This window comes from Rosenbergiella australiborealis (assembly GCF_018494035.1).
GTDB lineage: Bacteria > Pseudomonadota > Gammaproteobacteria > Enterobacterales > Enterobacteriaceae > Rosenbergiella > Rosenbergiella australiborealis.
This window is the reverse complement of record NZ_JABBFO010000002.1, coordinates 321,647-336,360: the sequence shown is the minus strand read 5'-3', so window position 1 is coordinate 336,360 and position 14,714 is coordinate 321,647. Positions and strand designations below refer to the sequence as shown.

Genomic DNA, 14,714 nt, shown 5'->3' with positions numbered 1-14,714 from the left:
TCATAAGGTTATAAGCGGCGATTATGCGTCGTCTTGTTCTTCAGCAAAGTACCAATAGCCCGCGTTAATTAACCCCGTAAGTTGCGCTAAAAGCACAGGGTTCTCGGTGAATGGCTGTAGCTGTGTTGGCGTGATGATTGTCGAGTTAGCGAGTAGAGAGAGAAAATTGGAGTCCGCACTACTCAATATTTCGCCATTGATAAACGTGTGTTCAGCGAGTTGCAATACTTTTAACCCACCAATACGGTGAAGCGGAGTACCTTCCTCTACTGCGCTGCGGACTTCATCTTCCTGATAAGCCGGTTCTGGCGGCGCGATATCAAGCTCATGGCGGGACTGTGAGAGAAACTCGCCTATCCATGGAGTAAAGTCTTGAGAGTGAAGCAGCGATATCATCATTTTACGTAACGTTTCCACCTCATCAGTCAATACTGTTGAGGCATTGTCTCTAAGGCGTAAGTCAGCATCTTGATAGCGACGACTGCCAAGCTCATGGGCCAATACATAGTCGGCAAAACCACTGAGCAGTTCTTTAGCCGAAGGCGCACGAAAACCGACAGAATAATTCAGTGAGTTCTCAAGTGAATAACCTTCATGTGGGAATCCGGGAGGAATATAAACTAAGTCACCGGGTTCAAGGATTTCATCGATTATCGCCTCAAAAGGGGCAACTTGCAGTAAGTCGGGATGGGGAGAATGCTGTGCGATGACATCGTTGTTACCCACCCGCCAATGACGTTTACCCGCGCCTTGAATAATGAATACATCATATTGGTCCAAGTGTGGGCCGACCCCGCCGTTTGGGACCGAGAAAGAGACCATTAAATCGTCCATTCGCCAATCTGAAAGTACACGAAACGGATGCATTAATTCCGCAGCAGCGGGATGCCAATGGTTAACGGCTTGAACTAAAAGAGACCAGTGACTCTCTTCCAACTGATCAAAATCGGTAAATGGACCATGAGCCACTTGCCATCCCTTCGCATTTTGACTGACTAATCGACTGTCTACTTCGTTTTCCATTGCTAACCCGGCGAGTTCATCGGGACTAATAGGATCCTGAAAATCGCGGAAGGCTTGGCGGATAACGACGGGCTTTTTTTGCCAATAAGTTGCAAGAAATTCAGGCCAATCAATGGAAAGTTCAAACGACATAATACCCTCAGAGCTAGAGATAATGGGCGTGAGTATACCAGTGTGGGACAGAGAAAGTGATCAGATTTCAAATCATCTGATTAGCAAACTCGATTTCCATGCGTGCACCACCCCAATGACTGCGCGCCACGCGAATCTCGCCGGCATAGTTGTCGACGATTTCTCGGGCGAGAGAAAGTCCGATACCTTGCCCTGGACGTAGCGTATCCACCCGATGCCCACGTTGAAAAATCATCTCTCGGCGAGCAATCGGAATACCAGGGCCGTCATCGTCGATAAAAAAGGTGAGCGTTGATTCGTTTTGTATTGCGCTAATTTGAATAAACTCTAAACAATATTTACAGGCATTATCAAGAACGTTACCCATGACTTCCATTAAATCATCGCGGTTTCCAGTAAAGGTCAGCTCAGGAGAGAGATCAACGGTAATATCCACCCCTTTAGTCTGATAAACCTTATTAAGCGCAGAGCATAAGCTGTCGATTAACGGTGCGACTGCATGAATTTCTCGGTTTAATAAATTATTTTCAGCTTGCAAGCTAGCTCGATGCAGATAATAACCGACTTGTTGTGAAATCCGACTGATTTGTTCGAGCATTATCGGTTCGGCCTCTTCAATCGGCATTGGTTTCGCTCCACGCAATGAACGGAGCGTACTTTGTAGTACTGCTAGAGGGGTTTTAAGGCTATGAGTCAGATCGGAGAGTGTTGTGTGATAACGACTACTGCGCTTTTGTTCACTTTTTAGCAGTAAGTTTAAATTACTGACTAAACTCTTAAGTTCTTTAGGCGGTGAGTCACCCAGCGATTCACGTTGCCCAGATTCTAAAGCCTTTAACTCGGCAGAGAGTTGACCGATAGGTTTTAGACTCCATCTTGCCGCTACCCACAGGAGAGGAATGACCAGTAAAAAGTTAGCGGCTAATACATAATTAAACCATGACCAGACTAATTCACTATGCTGTAACTCTTGCGGTATTGAATCCACGACCACGATGGTTAAGGCAGGAAGAGTTGCAGTCGCATCATAGCGACTGACGGCCACAGAGTGCGTAAAGGTATCCGCGCTATCAAGTTCTGCAATTTTTCTCTGGGCCTTACGGTTATCACCTATCGCCGCAATACTCGCCTTATTAGTGGTGTCTATCTCATAAAAATTATTCGTCTGTAACCAACTTTTTGAGATGCTATGACGAATTTCTGGCACATCACGCAACTGCCACAGTAAACGGCCGTGTTCATCATAAATAAAGACTAAGGTAGGAAAATTCAGTTTTAAATTATCAGGCCGGTCGATCACCAGTTTATTGTCACGCCACTGGGCAAGCGTAAAAAAAAGATTACTTTCACCGCGCATTACCTGGTAGGTATTCTTATCAAAGCTAATCACGTAACCGACAACGGCAACCACACCATAACAGAGCGAAATGACTAAAACTAAAACGGAAGCGGCGAGTAAAAAACGACCACGCAGTGAGAGTGGAGAGAGATTATTTTTGAGTCGATGAAAAGTACGAGAAGGACTAGGGGGCATCGAAACGATATCCTAGACCCCGTAAGGTGGTGATCACCTCTTGCGGATAAAATTGTTGAATTTTTTTACGTAAACGACCCATTAAAACATCGATAGTATGTCCTTCGCGAAGGTCGGCATCAGGATAAAGTTGTAACATTAATGACTCTTTACTCACCACACGACCCGCATTGATGATCAACGTCTCAACAATGGTATATTCAAAGGTCGTCAGTTTGATCGGCTGCTGATCAATGGTCAGCTCTTTTCTTGATAGATCAATAAGGAAAGGTGCATAGGAAATGACTTGCGAAGCATGGCCACCTGTTCGACGCAGTAGGGCTTGAAGGCGTGCAGCCACTTCCTCAATATGAAAAGGTTTTGTGACATAATCATCAGCACCCGCTTGTAATGCGGCGACTTTGGATTGCCAACCTTCGCGTGCCGTGAGCACTAATATTGGTTGTTTGATTTCTTGCGCGCGCCAACGCTGAATAAGGCTCATCCCATCTTCGTCAGGGAGCCCGAGATCGACTAAGGCAACATCAGGAGCATACTCATTAAGAAAATAGTCGGCTTCGTTAGCATCTTCGGCAGCATCGACTTGATGGCCCATTTCGCGTAGTTGAACGGCGAGATGGTGCCGTAACAAAGGGTTATCTTCGACCACTAATATACGCATTCGCATATCCTCTTTCTTATGAAACAACACATAAGCGTATCACTAAGGGTCTAAACGGGGACTTAACATAGTTAACAATTGTTAGCTTTATTAAGTCCCACTCATCACTATTTTAGTTCGTCAGTGAGTTGGATCGCACGGCCTAGATAGTTAGCGGGCGTCATTGCTTTTAGTCGAACTTTTTCTTCTTCTGGTAAGGCTAAATTATCGATAAATTGTTGCATGCCTTGTGCGTCGATACGTTTACCGCGTGTTAACTCTTTGAGTTTTTCATACGGTTTTTCAATACCATAACGGCGCATTACTGTTTGAATAGGCTCTGCGAGCACTTCCCAGTTTTGATCCAATTCTGCAAGCAGTTTATCTTGGTTCACTTCTAATTTAGAAATCCCTTTTAAGGTCGCTTGGTAAGCGATAAGCGCATAACCCAGTCCAACGCCTAAATTACGTAATACGGTAGAGTCGGTAAGGTCGCGCTGCCAGCGTGATACAGGGAGTTTGGTCGCTAAGTGGTGAAGAACAGCGTTAGCTAAGCCTAAGTTACCCTCTGAGTTTTCAAAGTCAATCGGGTTAACTTTGTGCGGCATGGTAGACGACCCAATTTCGCCAGCAATCGTTTTTTGACGGAAGTGATTGAGGGCAATGTAACCCCAAATATCCCGGTCAAAGTCGATAATAATCGTATTAAAGCGAGCGATACAATCAAATAACTCAGCAATGTAATCGTGCGGTTCGATTTGAGTAGTATAAGGATTCCAGCGGATGCCTAGTGCGGTAACAAACTCTTCACTAACTTGATGCCAGTCGACTTCTGGGTAGGCAGCAATGTGGGCATTATAGTTACCGACGGCACCATTGATTTTACCCAGTATATCGCTGTTTTCTAGTTGTGTAATTTGACGAGCTAAACGATAAGCGACGTTTGCCATCTCTTTACCTAAGGTCGAAGGTGTTGCGGGTTGACCATGTGTACGTGAAAGTAATGGGATATCACGGTACTCAGCGGCTAAGCCTTCGACTGCGGCTAACACTTTACGCCATTCAGGTAGGATAACTTGTTGACGAGCGGTTTCCAGCATCAATGCATGGGACAAGTTATTAATATCTTCGGAAGTGCATGCAAAATGGATAAACTCAGTCACCGCATGTAATTCAGGTACCGCCGCCACTTTCTCTTTTAAGAAATATTCGACCGCTTTAACATCGTGGTTAGTGGTACGTTCGATGGTTTTAATCGCTTGTGCATCTTCTAGCGAGAATTCTGCAACGATTTTATCTAGGTAAGCGTTTGCGTCGGCGCTAAATGAAGGAACTTCAGCAATTTGAGTGACTGATGAGAGTTTTTGTAGCCAACGGACTTCGACTTCTACTCGATATTTTAATAGACCGAACTCGCTAAAAATCGCGCGTAATGGGCTAACTTTGTCACCATAGCGACCATCAATCGGCGATACCGCGGTGAGAGAGGATAATTCCATCAGTAAACTCCTGAGTAAAAATGAAAATTGCTGCCGCTACGCGTCTGCGTGCGGCAAGCCAGATAAAATTAGTTTAGCCATTTCGACCAACTTACCGCGAGAGAACAGTAGCTGCAATCGTCCACCGCCGAGTTGTTGCCATAGCATCGCCGAACGGATACCTGTTAGTAATACGGCACGAACGCGGCTTTGTACTAACGAGTTTTGTAAAATAGCCTGTTCCCCAGTAATCTGAATACGAGGGCCAAGTGGGCTGACGATATCCGTATAAATACTGGCGATAGAGGAGGCGAGGGTCGAGGAGTCAATACCAAAATGTTGTAACTGACGGTCTAGTTGGCGTAAGCGTTGCTCGAAGTCGTTAAGAGCCTGCGTATTTTTTACAATTTTCCGCTCTAACCCAATCATTCCAAGGCTGTAGCGTGTTAGTTCAGCCAACGCTCCTTTCTGAGAGGGGGTGTTGAGTACAGCGATGGCACTCTCAAGCCCAAAGCGTAAAGCGGCTTCATCACCCCCAAAAAAGGGTAAAGCACCTGCCTGAATATCTAAAGGCATGGTTAGACTTCGCAGCGAACTGTGGTAAGCCTCTTCTGGGCAACGACCATGACGCGCTAATTGTTGCGCGAGATGTGCAGCTTGACAGATGCCTGCAAATGCTAAGGTCATCTCATAGATATTTTTTTTGGCCACTACAGGTTATCCGAACCGACCAGAGGTAAACGTTGTTCAATGACACCGCCACCCAAACAGCATTCTCCGAGATAAAACACCGCAGATTGTCCGGGTGTCACGGCAGCCACTGGCTCATCAAAGCGCACATCAATACGTTCTGCATCGATCGGCGTGACGGTACAGGGAATATCGATTTGGCGATAACGGGTTTTGACCGTACAGCGCAAAGGTGCAGTTAATGGTTGGCGATCAACCCAATGCAGTTGCTGGGCGATTAAGCCTACCGACATCAGTCGAGGATGTTCGCCACCTTGTGCAACAATGAGTTTATTATTCGCGACGTCTTTATCCACTACGTACCAAGGATTATCGTTACTCTCTTTGAGTCCGCCAATACCCAGTCCTTTACGCTGTCCTAGGGTGTGATACATCAAGCCTTGATGTGTGCCAAGTGCTTGGCCATCAACACTAAAAATAGGGCCTGGTTGTGCCGGTAAATAGCGGGCGAGAAAATCTTTGAACTTACGCTCACCAATAAAGCAGATGCCGGTCGAATCTTTTTTGCGTGCGGTCACCAAATCCAGTTCTTCAGCAATACGCCTTACTTCCGGTTTTTCTAATTCACCGACCGGGAAAAGACTTTGTGCGATTTGTTCGTGACTCAGGGTGTAAAGGAAGTAACTTTGATCTTTATTGGCATCCAGCCCACGTAGGAGCTGGCTTTTACCCTCTACGTCTTTGCGGCGGACGTAGTGACCGGTCGCAATATAATCAGCACCGAGATCTTCTGCTGCGAATTCTAAGAAGGCTTTGAATTTGATTTCTTTATTACAAAGAATATCGGGATTAGGGGTACGTCCAGACTTGTACTCTTCTAAAAAGAGTTCAAAGACATTATCCCAATATTCGGCAGCAAAATTAATTTTATGCAGTTTGATGCCGAGTTTGTCACAAACAGCTTGTGCATCGGCGAGATCCTCAGCAGCAGTACAATACTCTTCGCCATCATCTTCCTCCCAGTTTTTCATAAACAGGCCTTCAACCTGATAGCCCTGTTGCATCAGTAACCAAGCTGAAACGGAAGAATCTACGCCTCCGGACATACCGACGATGACTTTTTTTGCACTCTGGTCAAACATAAATACTCACTGAAGTTGGCAATAACTACGAACGCCCCAGTGTATCACGCAGCGAGGCAGATCGCACCTGTAAACACGGTGCGATGCTACACGCTATGTGCGGTGTTGGGGATTTACCGACTCTAGTGAGGAGGAGAGCGCAGAAGAGTGCGCGGCTTTTTTAAGCCGTTGGTTAAGTTGATTACCAAACAAGGTTAAAAATATACCTACCGCTAACGGACACATAAGACAGAGTGAGCCGAATGTGAGCGAACGACCGTAAACAATATTTTCTAAGCTCAATGCAATTATTGGAAAAACCAGAAAAACCGTTGAGGCTTGGAAAGCCGTTGCGCGTTGTTGCAGTAAGAAATAACACATAATCCCAAAGACACCGGCAAAGGCGCCCAAGTAGACAACGGCAAGTAGCGACTCGGTGGAAAAGTGCGTGATAACTGGGTGTTCTACCAGCCCGCCGAGGAGAGTTAACAATATTCCGGCCATAAGACAAGGCAGTGCATTGAAGGTTAGGACAGATACCTGACAACAACGCTTTTTGCACAAGGCATACATAACCGCATGGATAACGACTGCGGCGACTAACATAAGAATTCCCAGTAATTGCCCTGATGCCGCGCCTTGGGATTCGCGTAACAAGACTGAAATTAAGGCAACCAGTGCGAGAGTCAGCCCTAGTAGTTGAACGGTGTTTGTTTTTTCCCGCAATAGAATCATCGAAGCACTGAGGACTGCGACGGGCATCATTGCAAAGATAACCGATGCTAACCCTGAACTGACCCAGCGTTCACCGTAGATCATTAAGGTAAATGGAAGCGCAAAGTAGAACACACTGATAATTGCTTGAAAAAAACGTTGCCCTTTGGGAAACAACAGGGGGGTATTCGTTATTTTAAGAATAATGAGTAACAACGGTGCGGCACAGAGAAACCGTAACCCTGTCGCGAACAATGGTGGAATGGAGGTTCCAGCGATTTTCATCGCTAACCACGTTGTGCCCCAAGTGAGAGCGACAATAATAAAGAGCAGTAGTTTGATAGCAGAATTCATCTCAAAACCTCGATAAGTAGATGATGCAACTATATCGAGATTCCGAGAGAATTTTTTTACGATGTCGAGCACGTAACGCGCTTTTAGGAGAAAAAATATCTCTTTATTTTGAATTAAGGGGAAATATTTTTCCTATTAATAAGGAGTCTGCGGCGGCGATTCAAACCAATGGAACAGCGTGAGGGGGTGACGGCTTCCGGATTGCCAGAGCTTTATACTTTCAGCCACTAAGGGTGATCGCAATTGCGTTGATTCCATGATTTGCATCGGCGTCAGCCAGTGACAGCGCTCTATGTCACTGTCTTGCGGCGTGGTCGAGCAACAGGTTTCTATTTCACAGCTAAATAAAAAACGGATAAACGGAGTCCCATCTTTCGCTGTCCACTGGTGAACCCCGACGAGGTAGTCAGGGGTTAAATCTAAGCCAGTTTCTTCGCAGATCTCACGCTTCATCGCCGCGATTAGGCTCTCATCTGCTTCCAGATGCCCGGCCGGTTGGTTCCAAGTGAGTTTTCCGTCAATACGTTCTTCAACAACCAATAGCTTACCTTGTGCATGGACGATACATGCAACGGTGATATGGGGGGTAAAAAACATGACGGCTCCTTAACTTTGTTCAGTATCGATTTGTCGCCATTCACCTACGCCTAAACCCGTGAGTTGATAAGGGCCAATGGCATAACGAATCAAGCGTAATGTTGGAAAACCGATATGAGCGGTCATACGCCGAACTTGTCGATTTCGCCCTTCTTGAAGGGTGATTTTCAACCACTGTGTGGGGATCGCCTTGCGTTCACGAATAGGGGGAGTTCGGGCCCATAACCATTGGGGCGCTTCGCAACGTTCTACGCCCGCAGGCAGAGTGGGTCCATCTTTTAAGATAACCCCTTGCCTTAATGGTTCAAGTTGTTCTTCAGTGGGATGACCTTCCACTTGTACATAATAAATTTTATTTGTGCGCTTTCCGGGTTGTGTCAATTCCGCTTGTAACTTCCCATCATTCGTCAGAAGAATAAGGCCTTCACTGTCCCGATCTAAACGTCCAGCAGGGTAGACATCTGGAACTGAGAGATAATCTTTAAGCGTTTGTCTGCCTGCTTCATCGGAAAACTGAGGTAAGACATCAAAGGGTTTATTTAACAAAATAATAGTCTTAGGCCCTCGGGGACGGCGAGCAAGCGTGGGTTTTCTATGACGAGATGGGCGGGAGAGCGGTTTCATATTCACATTATCAATAGCGTTATTTTGCCCAGTATAGCCTAGACCGCTGTACGTTGAACAACGTTGTATTACGCTTTTACATTGATGTCTGCGAAAGATTCCAGTAAGTTTTTTTGAGGCTTACACTGAAGTTTGATATAGATTGAGCGATACCATGATTTTTTTGTTGTGAAATTGTATTGACCTATAAATCTGCGCTAATTCGAGGCTTAATCTGTGGCCAGAATAATTAGTATAGGTTTACCAACGGGTTATCAAATATAAAAATAAATTTTGCGACGTAGATACATTATTTTTACTATGAAAAGAGTAATCATTTCGCGTAGTATACCCCAACACATTACAACTTATTAACAAAGAGCTCGAAGGAGAGGTTGATGGAAAGCAAAGTAGTTGTTCCTGCATCAGGCCAGAAAATCACGCTAAATCAAGGTAAATTAACTGTTCCCAACAACCCTGTTATTCCTTATATCGAAGGGGATGGTATTGGCGTTGATGTCTCTCCTGTGATGCTGAAAGTGGTAGATGCTGCTGTCAATAAAGCCTACAACGGCGAGCGTAAGATTTCATGGATGGAAATCTATACCGGTGAAAAATCCACGGAAGTCTACGGTAAGGATGTTTGGTTACCGCAAGAGACACTAGATTTAATTAAAGAGTACCGTGTCGCGATTAAAGGCCCATTAACAACGCCAGTTGGCGGCGGAATCCGTTCATTGAACGTTGCTTTACGTCAAGAACTGGATCTCTATGTTTGCTTACGCCCAGTGCGTTATTACACCGGTACGCCAAGTCCAGTGAAACGCCCTGAAGAGACCGATATGGTCATTTTCCGTGAAAACTCTGAAGATATCTATGCAGGTATTGAGTGGAAAGCGGGCAGTGCAGAGGCTGATAAAGTGATCGCCTTTTTACGTGAAGAAATGGGCGTAAAAAAAATTCGCTTCCCTGAACACTGTGGTATCGGTGTAAAACCTTGTTCAGAAGAAGGGACTAAGCGCCTTGTCCGTGCTGCGTTCCAATATGTTATCGATAATGATCGTGATTCATTGACCCTCGTCCACAAGGGTAACATCATGAAATTTACCGAAGGTGCCTTCAAAGATTGGGGTTACCAACTGGTTAAAGAAGAGTTCGGCGCAGAGCTGCTAGATGGCGGCCCGTGGATGAAAGCGAAGAATCCTAAGACCGGTAAAGAGATCATCATCAAAGATGTAATCGCCGATGCGTTTTTACAGCAAATTCTACTTCGCCCAGCAGAATATGATGTCATTGCTTGTATGAACTTAAATGGTGACTATATCTCTGACGCCCTAGCAGCCCAAGTAGGCGGAATTGGTATTGCACCTGGAGCCAACATTGGTGATGAATGCGCGTTATTTGAAGCGACTCACGGTACAGCACCCAAGTATGCAGGCCAAGATAAAGTTAACCCGGGTTCAGTGATCCTCTCCGCTGAGATGATGCTCCGTCATATGGGCTGGTTTGAAGCGGCCGACTTAATCGTTAAGGGAATGGAAGGCGCAATCGCCAATAAGACCGTAACTTACGATTTTGAGCGTCTAATGGACGGCGCTAAGTTACTGAAATGTTCAGAGTTTGGTGATGCAATCATCTCTAACATGTAATTAATCACGCTGCGTGATTGATAAGAGCGGGTACTGGAAGGTGCCCGTTTTTTGTCTGTAAAATTCTTTCCCCAAAACTCTCCCCAAAATTCTTCCCCAAAACTACCCCGATTTTAGTGAAATAGTGACCCATTCTTTGCCTCGATCATCGTTATATCGGTCGGTCATTTTTGCTGACTTATGCCCCAATAATTTTTGAGTATTGATACCCTGTTCACGATAGAGTCGCTCCGAGAGTGATCGTTGTTCGTGTAAAGTCGGGGCCGCATTTTCTGGCCACGTAAAGCCCGATTTATCGCGAGCTTTTTTAAAGGCAGTGGTTAGGTTGCTGGTGGACAGTTGGCCACCACGAGGAGCTTGTGAGGTGGCATGGCGATAATGAACGAGGTATTGGCTCACCACTGCATCACGGCACTGTGATATAACCTCGGCTAACGAGATATTTAGCGCGTTACATCTGAGCGCTAATGGGATCGCTAATCGGCTTCCGGTTTCTCCTGTTCAATATGCAGATGCTCATCCCAAATATCGGTAAACTTCATCCTGCAGATATCGCCAATACGCTGGCCGGTCACCACAGCCAAGAGCATCCCATTAGCGAGATAGGGGCGCATGGTCTTGGCCTGCACGAGTATGGCTTGCCATTCTTCCAAGGATAATCTTTGGCGAGTGACCTTATTCCTTGGCTGCCGAGTTGCCAATGCGGGGTTATAGCCAGGCAGTACCACGCCAACATGCTGCGCCTCTTTGAAAACATCGACCAAAACCAGTCGTACAACTTGAGCCATACGATTGTGGCCCTTAGCTTTCACCTCATCGATAATTTCAGAGATATGTAGGGTAGTTACCTGATCCATTGGGGTCATACCACAGTGCTCATTGAATAATCTCAGCGGACTTTTTTTCTGTTTAAGACTGTTTTCTTTTAACTCGAGATGAGCCACTTTCTCTGCTTGAATTTCTAAGTAGCGATCGATCCATTGAGAAACAGTAGGGCTATAAGATGAGTTTTTTAGCCGGCTTAGTCGTTCATTAAGGCTAAGAATTTGTCGCTTTTTCTGTTCAGCGATTATGGTGTTCGCCTCGGAGGCTATTTGTTTTGCTTCAACTTCGTCGCTACCGAGACTATGAAATTTTCCTGTCAGAGGATGCTTATACTGCCAGTAGATCTTTCCGGTTCGCTTATCTAACTTGCAGTATAAGTTAGGTATAGAGATATTATGTGCTCTAGGTCTAGCAGCCATCCTCAATGATCCTTTTGAGTTTTGGGTGAGCATTTGTGGGTAATTTCGGAGCTGATAACTGCCCAACGTAGCGAGCTTCCTTGTCCACCATCCATCTACGACCCACTTTAATCGCTGGCGGCATGATCATATTGGCGCGTACTTGCATAAAATCCGTTCATGCGGCGCAAATTCGCCAAATTCAGTTATTGATGGAGAAGTCCGGCGGCTAGGCAGCATCTGATGGGAGTGGTGTTTATTACTTACATATTGCTGCAGGCTTCAAAGGTCTATTCCCGCCGACCAAAGGTTCCTCCCGCCTTAGTTACTCTGATGGTGATGGGCTAATCATTGATGGGTGCGCTTTTAAAGCACGAGGCATTCGGTATCTTTTTAGGGCCTGTAGTTGTCGGGGATTGGTTTATAATGCTTGGTATGGAGTTCAAAATTGATAAATGAAAAAAAGCGATTGAAATTGCAAAGTCTTTTGCAAGAGATAATAGGTATGGTTGGGATGAAAGCTTTTATGAAGCCAAGCTATCTTCTATCGATGGGAAGTCAGTTTGGTTAATTTCAACATTAGATATAAAACATTTTAAGGAATTACCCTGGATGATGGAAGAAATGCCTAGTCCGATTCATTACTTTATAGATATGTCTCTAGGTGAGTGCATAGCAGTAAAAGGAAGGGGAGAAATAACAATAAAACTTAAGTGAAATTTATAAAATATTACTCATGCCTCCTGCATTTTATCCTTTAATCTGATAAGAGTGGTTACTTTGACACACCGCTTATCCTATTCTCAGTCAAATGACTGGGTTGGTGGCGTAATTAGAAAGAAATTCATTTCCTCCCACTCAGGGATTATCTTTGTGAAAGGGGTGACTAGTACAGTGTTGACGCACTCTACCAGCCATCTGCTCATAACGCGGATCACAAGCAAACCAAGGCCCACCATTTTTGCGCAAAAGAGTAATGAGCCTAACAAGGCAAAGCTTATTGATCTATGAAAAGTCTTTCACAAGAAAACACATTTGCGATGTACCACGCAGATTGCCTTCAGGTCTTATCTTTATTATCAGATAATTCCATCGATCTAATTGTTACCGAGCCCCTTACTTTATTCCTGTCATCGTTATCTCGGTTAGTCTGTTTTTGTGATTTATGACCAAGTAGCGATTTCGTATTGATGGCTCGCTGAAAACTCACTGTTCAAGGGTTTGCCTGCTAGTGGAGTATTTTTCTTGGTACTAGAAGGGATGCGAAAATTAATGCTTACTTATAACATTGGAGCAAATAAAAATGGTTTTTTAAACTCTTATTTATATATAACAGTCCTTTTCGATTTGAAAAGTGCATAGGAAAAAGTATGCAGCTAAAAAGGATCACAATATGATCCTCTTTAAAAAGACTAATAATTTATATCACTTCTAGAAATAAGATAACTATTTACGCCTCCCAAAGAGCATTCTTCACTTGAAGAGTTGCTGGTGGTAATTACCTCATAGGATTGGCCGCTTTTACTGTAAAATTTGAAATGATAAACCTGAATGTAGAGATCCTTAGCCTTTTTCTCTGAAGCCAATAATAGATACTCCGTTTTTGACTCATCTAGGTTGGTAATATCAACAATTCCTGAGTTTTTCATCCAACCTTCTGTCATGTTCATGGGCCATGAATGACAATCAGGGCCGTTTGTGCTCGCGAACACGATGCTAGGAATCAGCATTATCGTAAAAATAGCTATTATTTTCCTCATTTTACTACCTCAATTTGCTTATCGCCGTGGATTAAAAAACCAGAACGAACAAACATATTATTTTTAGGAGCAGGCTGTAATCTGATAGAGTATGTTTCTGTAAGAGGGTGATGGAATGGATGACCTATAATGAGGTATTTTTTCTATGTTGAACAGATACGTACCAGCATAAGGTCGTACAAGCTTATAATCTCTTTGCTCAATACTACTTTCCATAATTTATCCTTGCTTCGCGTTAGGGTGTTGTAGGTCACTTGTGTCACATCAGAAGCAAGAATAAACACGCCAGTAGGTAATGAAATGCCAAAGGGGTATTTTATTTTCCTAAATACGGCTCTTGCCCCGAGAGAGGCATAAGATGTCCCTTTGTTCAAATCACCCCTTGTGCCTGAGTTGTTTATTTCTGGGACTACCGATGACAGCACTAAAATAATTTCCAGTTAACTCTTTAACCATATCCACATCTCCTTACTGGATATTATGAATTGAGTTCAAAATATAAACAAAATTCTAGGCCAGCTCAAGCAGCCGCTGCATTTTCAGATAACACCATACTTCTCGACAACTAACGCTAACTATCTGGAGTTATTGGTATTATTGCGTATAATTTAGCGTGAGTTTTATAAGTCTTTTACTTGTTGTTTTTTATGAAATTTAAAGGATTGAACTTGTTTTTCAAAGACACTGTTCTACCATAGGGGCTGCTTTAAAGTGGTGGACTTGGTGGTTAATGGAGTGAAAAGCTATAAATTACTAAAATAATAAGTGTTTTAGGGTGCTATGTTTGCCAATATACAAGCATTGAGTTTTAGCTTACAAAAGAATCGAGCACTAAAAGGTACCGAACTTTTAGTAAGCCTGCTAAGGGTTGTCAAAATATTATTAAAACCCCTCACGATTTATACTACTACGGTAGTACAATTCTTACTGAGATTGTCATGATATCGGTCAGTTTGTTTGTGCGTTTTATGACCGCGGATGCACCGTCTCTATAATCGTGGTACCTATTGGTGATTGCAAGAGGGCGCCGGAAGAGTCAGAGAAGAGTTATTTACGGTATCGGGAGGTAATCTTGACTAGTAATATTGAGATCATTAAAATTGAGCGCTAATGGGGAGTGTGGATAGCTTCGATTTTTCGTACCTTCCATTTTTTAATACCAATAACAGAACCCAACATTGAATTATTTTAGTTTT

11 protein-coding genes and 4 pseudogenes are annotated in these 14,714 nt (G+C 44.1%); 2 read left to right on the top strand and 13 right to left on the bottom strand.

The annotated features are described in order from the left end of the window. Window positions 1-21: 21 nt before the first annotated feature. The 9 genes from HGT73_RS04220 to rluE all read right to left on the bottom strand — a co-directional run bounded on the left by HGT73_RS04220 (window position 22) and on the right by rluE (window position 8,907). Window positions 22-1,155 carry a ribosomal protein uL16 3-hydroxylase gene (locus HGT73_RS04220; RefSeq protein ID WP_214212404.1) on the bottom strand — a complete coding sequence of 378 codons (1,134 nt, stop codon included), beginning with the start codon at window positions 1,153-1,155 and terminating at the stop codon, window positions 22-24. Between the two features lie 67 nt (window positions 1,156-1,222). Next, on the bottom strand, window positions 1,223-2,689 hold the full coding sequence (phoQ, locus tag HGT73_RS04215; protein WP_214212403.1) for a two-component system sensor histidine kinase PhoQ: 1,467 nt from the start codon (window positions 2,687-2,689) through the stop codon (window positions 1,223-1,225). Continuing rightward, the gene (phoP, locus tag HGT73_RS04210; RefSeq protein ID WP_214212402.1) at window positions 2,679-3,350 is read right to left on the bottom strand and encodes a two-component system response regulator PhoP; all 672 of its coding nucleotides are present in this window, start codon (window positions 3,348-3,350) and stop codon (window positions 2,679-2,681) included. The genes phoQ and phoP overlap by 11 nt, the downstream gene beginning before the upstream one ends. A 107-nt stretch (window positions 3,351-3,457) precedes the next feature. Further along, complete coding sequence (purB, locus tag HGT73_RS04205) at window positions 3,458-4,828, bottom strand: adenylosuccinate lyase (RefSeq protein ID WP_214212401.1); 1,371 nt, start codon at window positions 4,826-4,828, stop codon at window positions 3,458-3,460. Between the two features lie 36 nt (window positions 4,829-4,864). After that, window positions 4,865-5,518 (bottom strand): high frequency lysogenization protein HflD, encoded by a 654-nt coding sequence (gene hflD, locus HGT73_RS04200; RefSeq protein ID WP_338111574.1) that lies wholly within the window; start codon window positions 5,516-5,518, stop codon window positions 4,865-4,867. Then, window positions 5,518-6,639, bottom strand: coding sequence for a tRNA 2-thiouridine(34) synthase MnmA (mnmA, locus tag HGT73_RS04195; protein ID WP_214212400.1), 1,122 nt, complete (start codon window positions 6,637-6,639; stop codon window positions 5,518-5,520). Before mnmA ends, hflD begins: the two co-directional genes overlap by 1 nt. A 93-nt stretch (window positions 6,640-6,732) precedes the next feature. After that, entirely contained in the window at window positions 6,733-7,686 is a 954-nt protein-coding gene (locus HGT73_RS04190) for a DMT family transporter (RefSeq protein WP_214212399.1), read from the bottom strand. A 135-nt stretch (window positions 7,687-7,821) separates the two neighbouring features. Next, the gene (locus HGT73_RS04185; protein WP_214212398.1) at window positions 7,822-8,283 is read right to left on the bottom strand and encodes an NUDIX hydrolase; all 462 of its coding nucleotides are present in this window, start codon (window positions 8,281-8,283) and stop codon (window positions 7,822-7,824) included. Between the two features lie 9 nt (window positions 8,284-8,292). Then, window positions 8,293-8,907 (bottom strand): 23S rRNA pseudouridine(2457) synthase RluE, encoded by a 615-nt coding sequence (gene rluE, locus HGT73_RS04180; protein WP_214212397.1) that lies wholly within the window; start codon window positions 8,905-8,907, stop codon window positions 8,293-8,295. A gap of 377 nt (window positions 8,908-9,284) precedes the next feature. Between rluE and icd the strand changes: the two genes are divergently transcribed. Beyond that, the gene (icd, locus tag HGT73_RS04175; protein ID WP_214212396.1) at window positions 9,285-10,535 is read left to right on the top strand and encodes an NADP-dependent isocitrate dehydrogenase; all 1,251 of its coding nucleotides are present in this window, start codon (window positions 9,285-9,287) and stop codon (window positions 10,533-10,535) included. 102 nt (window positions 10,536-10,637) lie between these two features. Here icd and HGT73_RS04165 read toward each other — a convergent pair. After that, a pseudogene (locus tag HGT73_RS04165) lies at window positions 10,638-11,779 on the bottom strand (phage integrase Arm DNA-binding domain-containing protein). After that, window positions 11,769-11,998, bottom strand: a pseudogene (locus HGT73_RS04160) (excisionase). Before HGT73_RS04160 ends, HGT73_RS04165 begins: the two co-directional pseudogenes overlap by 11 nt. 5 nt (window positions 11,999-12,003) lie before the next feature. Here HGT73_RS04160 and HGT73_RS04155 point away from each other — a divergent pair. Further along, window positions 12,004-12,210: pseudogene (locus tag HGT73_RS04155) on the top strand (antiterminator Q family protein); the annotation flags it as partial. 960 nt (window positions 12,211-13,170) lie between these two features. Here the strand turns inward: HGT73_RS04155 and HGT73_RS04150 are convergent. Together HGT73_RS04150 and HGT73_RS14775 are read right to left on the bottom strand one after the other, a co-directional pair. Next, window positions 13,171-13,422 (bottom strand): hypothetical protein, encoded by a 252-nt coding sequence (locus HGT73_RS04150; RefSeq protein ID WP_241609438.1) that lies wholly within the window; start codon window positions 13,420-13,422, stop codon window positions 13,171-13,173. Between the two features lie 308 nt (window positions 13,423-13,730). Continuing rightward, a pseudogene (locus HGT73_RS14775) lies at window positions 13,731-13,916 on the bottom strand (STM2901 family protein); the annotation flags it as partial. Window positions 13,917-14,714: the final 798 nt, after the last annotated feature.

Bases quoted from the DNA above. Each gene is read 5' to 3' on its own strand.
- phoQ (WP_214212403.1), bottom strand. From the start codon at position 2,689: ATGCCCCCTAGTCCTTCTCGTACTTTTCATCGACTCAAAAATAATCTC.
- HGT73_RS04185 (WP_214212398.1), bottom strand. From the start codon at position 8,283: ATGTTTTTTACCCCCCATATCACCGTTGCATGTATCGTCCATGCACAA.
- purB (WP_214212401.1), bottom strand. From the start codon at position 4,828: ATGGAATTATCCTCTCTCACCGCGGTATCGCCGATTGATGGTCGCTAT.
- rluE (WP_214212397.1), bottom strand. From the start codon at position 8,907: ATGAAACCGCTCTCCCGCCCATCTCGTCATAGAAAACCCACGCTTGCT.
- phoP (WP_214212402.1), bottom strand. From the start codon at position 3,350: ATGCGTATATTAGTGGTCGAAGATAACCCTTTGTTACGGCACCATCTC.
- icd (WP_214212396.1), top strand. From the start codon at position 9,285: ATGGAAAGCAAAGTAGTTGTTCCTGCATCAGGCCAGAAAATCACGCTA.
- HGT73_RS04190 (WP_214212399.1), bottom strand. From the start codon at position 7,686: ATGAATTCTGCTATCAAACTACTGCTCTTTATTATTGTCGCTCTCACT.
- HGT73_RS04220 (WP_214212404.1), bottom strand. From the start codon at position 1,155: ATGTCGTTTGAACTTTCCATTGATTGGCCTGAATTTCTTGCAACTTAT.
- mnmA (WP_214212400.1), bottom strand. From the start codon at position 6,639: ATGTTTGACCAGAGTGCAAAAAAAGTCATCGTCGGTATGTCCGGAGGC.
- HGT73_RS04150 (WP_241609438.1), bottom strand. From the start codon at position 13,422: ATGACAGAAGGTTGGATGAAAAACTCAGGAATTGTTGATATTACCAAC.